Here is an 8,587-nt window from a genome sequence, read left to right as displayed (position 1 = left end):
ACAAAGCCTCCCTGAAATATCTCAGCGATCACCCGAAATTGCAGGGTATTGCTCAGCAGAACAGCTTTAAACATACCTGATAACGTTTAGATGGTAATGGCGTCCCGGAACGATCCCGTTTCGGGACAAATTCCAGAGTCTGTTCACTGGCATTAGCAATGGAAAAATATTGCTCTGAATACGCTTCAGAACAAGACAGGCGCGGTTCCGACAGGAATACCGTTTTAGGGGGAAAATATGGCTACATCAGTACAGACAGGTAAAGCTAAGCAGCTAACATTACTTGGATTCTTCGCTATTACGGCATCGATGGTAATGGCTGTTTATGAATATCCTACCTTTGCAACATCCGGTTTTTCATTAGTTTTCTTCCTGCTATTAGGCGGGATTTTATGGTTTATTCCCGTTGGACTCTGTGCTGCGGAAATGGCTACTGTGGACGGTTGGGAAGAAGGTGGCGTTTTCGCCTGGGTATCGAATACCCTGGGGTTAAAATGGGGATTTGCAGCGATCTCATTTGGTTATTTGCAAATCGCTATCGGCTTTATTCCGATGCTCTATTTCGTGTTAGGGGCACTCTCCTACATTCTTAAATGGCCAGCACTGAATGAAGATCCGGTAACAAAAACCATTGCGGCACTCATCATTCTTTGGGTTCTGGCATTAACTCAGTTTGGCGGTACTAAATATACAGCGCGAATTGCTAAAGTCGGCTTCTTTGCCGGTATCCTGTTACCCGCATTTATTTTGATTGCATTAGCGGCGATTTACCTGCACTCCGGTGCGCCAGTTGCTATCGAAATGGATGCAAAAACCTTCTTCCCGGATTTCTCTAAAGTTGGCACCCTGGTTGTGTTTGTTGCCTTCATATTGAGTTATATGGGGGTAGAAGCCTCCGCAACCCACGTCAATGAAATGAGCAATCCTGGGCGCGATTATCCGTTGGCAATGTTATTGCTGATGGTGGCGGCAATCTGTTTAAGCTCGGTTGGTGGTTTGTCCATTGCGATGGTCATTCCGGGTAATGAAATCAATCTGTCCGCTGGGGTAATGCAAACCTTTACCGTTCTGATGTCCCACGTGGCACCGGAAATTGAGTGGACGGTTCGCGTGATCTCCGCACTGCTGCTGCTGGGTGTTCTGGCAGAAATCGCCTCCTGGATTGTCGGTCCTTCTCGCGGGATGTATGTTACAGCGCAGAAAAACCTGTTACCTCCAGCGTTCGCCAAAATGAACAAAAATGGCGTGCCGGTCACTTTGGTTATTTCTCAGTTGGTGATCACCTCTATCGCCTTGATTATCCTCACCAATACCGGTGGTGGTAACAACATGTCCTTCCTGATCGCACTGGCTCTGACGGTGGTGATTTATCTGTGTGCTTATTTCATGCTGTTTATTGGCTACATTGTGTTAGTCCTTAAACATCCTGACTTAAAACGCACATTTAATATCCCAGGCGGTAAAGGCGTGAAACTGGTTGTGGCTATTGTCGGCCTGCTGACCTCAATCATGGCGTTTATTGTTTCCTTCCTGCCGCCGGATAATATCCAGGGTGACTCTACCGATATGTATGTCGAATTACTGGTCGTTAGCTTCCTGGTGGTACTTGCCCTGCCCTTTATTCTCTATGCCATCCACGATCGTAAAGGCAAAGCGAATACCGGTGTGACACTGGAGCCAATTAACAGCCAGAACGCACCGAAAGGTCACTTCTTCCTGCATCCACGTGCTCGTTCACCGCACTATATTGTGATGAACGATAAGAAACATTAACCATCTCTGAAGGAGATAAGACAAGGGAGCGATAGTTAATCGCTCCCTTTTTCGTACCTGTTATCGTATTGACTTGCCCCAGATAAGTACGAGAATGAGCAACACATCTGTTTACCGGAAACCAGCATATATGGATATCTGCTCCCGAAACGTGAAATTAGCGATCAAAAAGCCAGCCACACTCGTTGCTCTGGCTCTTTTACTGTGTAGTTGTAAGACCACACCGCCAACGCCAATAACTACACCACCAGCAGGTTCAAAACCACCAGCGACCACACATCAATCAGCGCAACCGATGCGCGGTATCTGGCTGGCCACTGTGTCTCGCCTCGACTGGCCACCTGTTTCCTCGGTTAATATCAGTAACCCCACCAGCCGAGCCCGTGTACAACAACAGGCGATGATTGACAAGTTAGATCATCTACAACGTCTCGGCATCAATACGGTTTTTTTCCAGGTAAAGCCCGATGGTACAGCCCTTTGGCCATCGGAAATTTTGCCGTGGTCCGATCTTATGACTGGCAAGATTGGTGAAGATCCAGGTTACGATCCGCTGCAATTTATGCTCGACGAAGCCCACAAGCGTGGGATGAAAGTGCACGCTTGGTTTAACCCCTACCGCGTGTCGGTTAACACAAAACCCGGAACTATCAGGGAATTGAATAGCACCCTGTCACAGCAACCAGCCAGTGTCTACGTGCAGCATCGCGACTGGATCAGAACGTCGGGCGACCGTTTTGTTCTCGACCCTGGTATCCCTGAGGTTCAGGATTGGATCACATCAATAGTTGCAGAAGTGGTTTCCCGTTATCCGATAGATGGCGTGCAGTTCGACGATTATTTCTACACTGAATCACCGGGTTCGCTACTGAACGATAACGAGACGTACCGCAAATATGGGAGAGCTTTTGCATCAAAAGCAGACTGGCGGCGTAACAATACCCAGCAATTAATTGCAAAGGTATCGCACACCATTAAAAGCATTAAGCCAGAGGTTGAATTTGGCGTTAGCCCAGCTGGCGTCTGGCGCAACCGATCACACGATCCGCTCGGTTCCGATACCCGAGGCGCAGCCGCCTATGACGAATCCTATGCAGATACCCGCCGTTGGGTAGAACAAGGTTTACTGGATTATATTGCCCCACAAATTTACTGGCCTTTCTCACGTAGCGCCGCACGTTATGACGTACTGGCAAAATGGTGGGCAGATGTCGTTAAACCGACCAAAACCCGTCTATATATCGGTGTTGCCTTCTATAAAGTGGGTGAACCCTCAAAGATAGAACCTGACTGGATGGTTAACGGCGGCGTGCCAGAACTAAAAAAGCAGCTTGATCTTAACGATGCTGTACCCGAAATTAGCGGCACGATTCTGTTCCGCGAAGATTACCTTAATAAGCCACAGACCCAACAAGCCGTTAGTTATCTGCAAAGTCGTTGGGGAAGTTAAACGCCCTGTTTTACTGTGTCATGCCGGTGATGTAAGCACCGGCTTGTCACCCTGCAAAAATGCCGTAACCTCTTAAATAAAATTATCTCCATATAAGCCGATTGTTATAATCCTCTGATTAATTAGTATCAACATGAAAAACAATACGATATTCGTCACCACCGAAAAATAATCACGATGGGCTATACTCTTCAGAAGAACAGTAGCGTAGATTAAAACTGTCTAATCCGTTTATTTCTTTTCATTTTATCCTCATATTTCAGGAGAATATGGTGCGATAAGTCTGTCCAGTATGTTGCGTTTCGTTTTTCGATCCCATCTGCCTTTCCAGTCGTATAAGGGGCTGAATTATGGAGATGTACTTTAAAAGAATGAAAGATGAGTGGACTGGATTAGTGACCCAGGCTTCCCCTCTCATTCGCGCTAAAGCCGCAGAAATTGCTGTTGCACATGCCCATTACCTGAGCAATGAGTTTTATCGTATTGTACGCACTGACCCACATGCCGAAGAGTTTTTGAGTAACGAACAGGTTGAAAGGCAACTTAAAAGTGCTCTGGAGACATGGATTATCGATGTGCTCTCTGCGCAAGCGGACGATGTTGATAGGCTTATACAAATCCAACATACCGTGGCCGAAGTACATGCCCGTATTGGCATTCCCGTAGAAATCGTTGAGATGGGTTTTCGTGTATTGAAGAAAATCCTCTATCCAGCAATATTTTCCTCTGATTATTCGCCTGCGGATAAACTTCAGGTTTATCATTTTTCGATTAACAGTATCGATATAGCCATGGAAGTTATGACCCGTGCGTTTACCTTTAGTGACAGTAGTGCGGCTAAAGAAGACGAAAACTATCGTATCTTCTCACTACTGGAAAATGCCGAAGAAGAAAAAGAACGGCAAATAGCCTCATTACTTTCATGGGAATTAGATGTTATTTATAAAGTCCTGTTGGATTCTGATTTAGGCAGCAGCTTACCGTTAAGCCAGGCGGATTTTGGCTTATGGTTTAACCATAAAGGTCGTCATTATTTTAGCGGTATTGCCGAAGTAGGTCATATCTCCCGCCTTATTCAGGATTTCGACGGGGTTTTTAATCAGACAATACTCCATGCCAAAAATCTGAGTAACAAAAGTCTGCGAGTGAAGTTTTTATTGCAGATACGAAATACCGTATCGCAAATTACCACCTTACTACGAGAACTGTTTGAAGAAGTTTCTCGCCATGAAGTAGGAATGGATGTGTTGACTAAGCTACTTAACCGTCGTTTCCTGCCGACTATCTTCAAACGTGAAATTGCCCATGCCAATCGGGCTGGCACGCCGTTGTCTGTTCTAATCATTGATGTTGATAAATTCAAAGAGATCAATGACACATGGGGACATAACACCGGCGACGAAATTCTGCGTAAAGTCTCGCAGGCGTTTTACGACAATGTCCGTAGTAGTGATTATGTTTTCCGCTACGGTGGTGATGAATTTATCATTGTTCTGACAGAAGCCTCAGAAACTGACACTTTACGTACCGCAGAACGTATCCGCAGTCGGGTAGAAAAAACCAAACTGAAAGCTGCAAACGGCGAAGATATTTACCTCTCTCTGTCCATTGGCGCCGCCATGTTTAATGGACATCCGGATTATGAACGTTTAATTCAAATAGCCGACGAAGCTCTGTATATCGCCAAAAGACGAGGTAGAAACCGTGTTGAACTCTGGAAAGCCAGTCTTTAGATTCACCCGGATGCAGAGGTAATCATGAAGCTAACCGATGCAGAGAATGCCGCTGACGGCATTTTTTTCCCCGCGCTTGAGCAAAATATGATGGGCGCGGTGTTAATTAACGAAAATGATGAAGTGATGTTTTTCAACCCCGCAGCAGAAAAGCTTTGGGGATATAAACGCGAAGAGGTCATTGGCAATAACATCGATATGCTGATTCCCCATAATTTGCGCCCTGCACACCCTGAATACATCCGGCATAACCGCGAAGGTGGTAAAGCGCGTGTCGAAGGAATGAGCCGGGAATTGCAGCTTGAGAAAAAAGATGGCAGTAAAATATGGACACGATTTGCCCTGTCAAAAGTGACTGCCGAGGGGAAAATTTATTACCTGGCGCTGGTGCGAGATGCCAGCGTTGAAATGGCGCAGAAAGAACAGACCCGGCAGTTGCTCATTGCCGTGGATCATCTCGACCGACCTGTGATTGTGCTTGATCCTGAGCGTCATATCGTTCAGTGCAATCGCGCGTTTACAGAAATGTTCGGCTATTGCATCAGCGAAGCCAGCGGTATGCAGCCCGATGCGCTGCTTAACATTCCTGAATACCCGACAGATAACCGCATCCGCTTACAGCAGCTTTTGTGGAAAACCTCCCGCGATCAAGATGAATTTTTGCTATTAACGCGCACGGGTGAAAATATCTGGATTAAAGCGTCTATCAGTCCGGTCTATGACGTGCTTGCTCATCTACAAAACCTGGTAATGACCTTCTCAGATATCACCGAAGAACGGCAAATCCGCCAACTGGAAGGCAACATCCTCGCCGCCATGTGCAGCAGCCCGCCGTTTCACGAAATGGGCGAAATCATTTGCCGTAATATTGAATCCATTCTTCATGAATCGCATGTTTCGCTGTATGCATTGCGTAATGGGATGCCAGTGCATTGGGCGTCGTCCTCTCATGGGACAGAAGTAAAGAATGCACAAAGCTGGGCTGTTACCATTCGCCAGCGCGATGGCGCACCAGCGGGAGTTCTGCAAATCAAGACGGCTGCAGGGACAGAAACCAGTGCATTTGTCGAACGCGTGGCAGACATCAGCCAGCATATGGCCGCACTGGCGCTGGAACAGGAGAAAAGCCGCCAGCACATCGAACAGCTAATCCAGTTTGATCCGATGACCGGTTTGCCAAATCGCAATAATCTGCACAATTACCTCGATGACCTTGTTGATAGAGCCGTCTCTCCGGTGGTTTATCTTATTGGCGTCGACCATATTCAGGATGTGATCGACAGCCTCGGCTATGCGTGGGCCGATCAGGCATTGTTAGAAGTCGTTAATCGCTTTCGTGAAAAACTCAAACCCGATCAGTATCTCTGCCGCGTTGAAGGTGCACAGTTTGTCCTCATTAGTCTGGAGGATGAAGTCAGCAACATTACCCAAATCGCTGATGAGCTACGCAACGTCGTTAGCAAACCGGTCATCATTGACGATCAGCCTTTTCCTTTAACCGTAAGCATTGGTATCAGTTACGACGTTGGTAAAAACCGTGACTACCTGCTTTCTACCGCCCACAATGCAATGGATTTCATTCGCAAAAACGGCGGTAACGGCTGGCAGTTCTTTAGCCCGACAATGAACGAGATGGTTAAAGAGCGGTTGATATTAGGCGCGGCGCTGAAAGAAGCAATCAGCAACAACCAGTTGAAGCTGGTTTACCAGCCGCAGATCTTCGCCGAAACGGGCGAACTGTATGGTATTGAAGCTCTTGCTCGCTGGTATGACCCGCAGCATGGACATGTTCCCCCTTCCCGGTTTATTCCCCTCGCAGAAGAGATTGGTGAAATTGAAAATATTGGTCGTTGGGTAATTGCTGAAGCCTGTCGCCAGTTAGCAGAATGGCGAAGCCAGAATATTCATATCCCGGCGTTATCCGTAAACTTATCTGCGCTGCATTTTCGCAGTAATCAGCTACCCAATCAGGTTTGCGATGCGATGGAAGCCTGGCAGATTGACGGCCACCAGCTGACGGTGGAAATCACTGAAAGCATGATGATGGAACACGATACGGAGATCTTTAAACGCATCCAGATCCTGCGGGATATGGGCGTAGGTTTATCTGTCGACGATTTCGGCACCGGCTTTTCCGGCTTATCTCGCTTAGTCAGCCTGCCGGTAACGGAAATTAAAATCGATAAAAGTTTCGTCGATCGTTGCCTGAGCGAAAAACGCATCCGTGCCTTATTAGAAGCCATTACCAGCATTGGACAAAGCCTGAACTTAACCGTAGTGGCAGAAGGTGTGGAAACGAAAGAACAGTTTGAGATGTTACGCAAGATCCACTGCCCCGTGATTCAGGGCTATTTCTTCTCACGTCCTTTGCCCGCTGAGGAGATCCCTGGCTGGATGTCTACTACGCTACCGCTTCAAATCGACGCTTAGTACATCTTGCCCGCGCAGGCGGGCAAGATTTCACGTATTCATATTCCGCCATTCGCCCGTCGCTATATTAAAATTTGTACTGAATGCCCGCGCCAATAATGTAATTATAGTTTTGCATCCCTGGCGAATCTTTCTCTTTTACGCTTTCACCCTTTTCTTTATAAGAAATTACTGTGTTACCAATATCATTAGAGAATCTACTCCATGACATTTCTGTGAAAATACGAGCCTGTGAATTAATGTTATACCCCACATTAATAAGACCTGAATAATATTTTTGGTTGGATACTTTATCTTTAAATGTAATGTTGCGCAAATAGTGCTGATCTGTTCCTTTCCCTTCTCCCCAGGCGCTATATTTAAATTGAGCAATAATATCAAAATCATGATAGATATATTTACCAGAAAGACCTAAATAAGGCGCACTGAATTTTTGTTGGTAGCCAATAACTCTTTGGTTATGAGGGATATCTCCAGTGTCGGCACCATTATCATAACTATAGTAACCTCCTTTCGCCGTCCAACTGAAACGCGTCTCCTGATAGCCTAACATAGCGCCGAGTTGGTAGTTTTGATCCTTTAAAAACCAACCTGTCATATTGAGATCAAACTGATTTGCAAAATTCAACCGCGTTGCCGGATGATGTGACCAATCGCTCCAGTGGTGCTGCCCCGGCTCGAGCCAGTCATAATCATCCATCAGCGTGCCGGCAGACGCAATTGTCGTCCAGCCTTTAGCATTAAGCGTCAGCCATGAGATTGCATCCCAGGTTAGCCCCATTTTAATAATGGGGGTATTTTGAATTTTCCAGTCCAGTTGGCTAAGTTTGCCGCCATCGCTATAAACAAACTCACCTGACTCACCATTCAGAAATGAAAGAGAAGCATCACCAAAGACATTGTCAGATAAGAAATTAAATTCTGAAGATGCGCTTGCATACTGACTTAGAGATATTAAAGCAATAGCAAAAGAGACCTTTTTCATCAACATAGTTTCATCCTTATTAAACAATGTTAATTAGCTCATTAATTAAATTTAATTAATTCAAATTAATTAAATCAACTGAATCTTACAATGCCATAAATGTTTCTCACCATCAAACAGAGAACATAAATAAACAGAGTTTTACTGTTATTCTGAACGGAATAGGAGTTTACAACCTGATGTAATAATGATTGTTCGAGAACAGTCGGGAATAAC

At 45.8% G+C, this 8,587-nt stretch carries 6 protein-coding genes; 5 read left to right on the top strand and 1 reads right to left on the bottom strand.

The features are described 5' to 3' along the window. The 5 genes from BEG40_RS22150 to dosP all read left to right on the top strand — a co-directional run. Positions 1–80: hypothetical protein (locus tag BEG40_RS22150; RefSeq protein ID WP_001447379.1), on the top strand; the 80-nt coding region annotated here is incomplete at its 5' end. Between the two features lie 157 nt (positions 81–237). Beyond that, positions 238–1,773 (top strand): acid resistance gamma-aminobutyrate antiporter GadC, encoded by a 1,536-nt coding sequence (gadC, locus tag BEG40_RS16120; RefSeq protein ID WP_000246004.1) that lies wholly within the window; start codon positions 238–240, stop codon positions 1,771–1,773. Between the two features lie 130 nt (positions 1,774–1,903). After that, entirely contained in the window at positions 1,904–3,223 is a 1,320-nt protein-coding gene (locus BEG40_RS16115; RefSeq protein ID WP_021550797.1) for a family 10 glycosylhydrolase, read from the top strand. A gap of 350 nt (positions 3,224–3,573) precedes the next feature. Then, positions 3,574–4,956, top strand: a complete 1,383-nt coding sequence (locus BEG40_RS16110) for a diguanylate cyclase (RefSeq protein ID WP_000426303.1) — start codon at positions 3,574–3,576, stop codon at positions 4,954–4,956. Positions 4,957–4,980: 24 nt separating this feature from the next. Next, a complete protein-coding gene (gene dosP / locus BEG40_RS16105) occupies positions 4,981–7,386 on the top strand; it encodes an oxygen-sensing cyclic-di-GMP phosphodiesterase DosP (protein ID WP_105285742.1) in 2,406 nt (801 codons plus the stop codon). A 67-nt stretch (positions 7,387–7,453) separates the two neighbouring features. Here the strand turns inward: dosP and BEG40_RS16100 are convergent, their stop codons facing one another. Further along, positions 7,454–8,377, bottom strand: a complete 924-nt coding sequence (locus BEG40_RS16100) for an omptin family outer membrane protease (RefSeq protein WP_105285741.1) — start codon at positions 8,375–8,377, stop codon at positions 7,454–7,456. Between the last annotated feature and the right edge of the window lie 210 nt (positions 8,378–8,587).

It is taken from the genome of Escherichia sp. MOD1-EC5495, from assembly GCF_002965965.1.
Classification (GTDB): Bacteria; Pseudomonadota; Gammaproteobacteria; order Enterobacterales; family Enterobacteriaceae; genus Escherichia; species Escherichia ruysiae.
The sequence above is the reverse complement of the archived record's forward strand: the minus strand, read 5'-3'. Positions and strand labels throughout refer to the sequence as shown.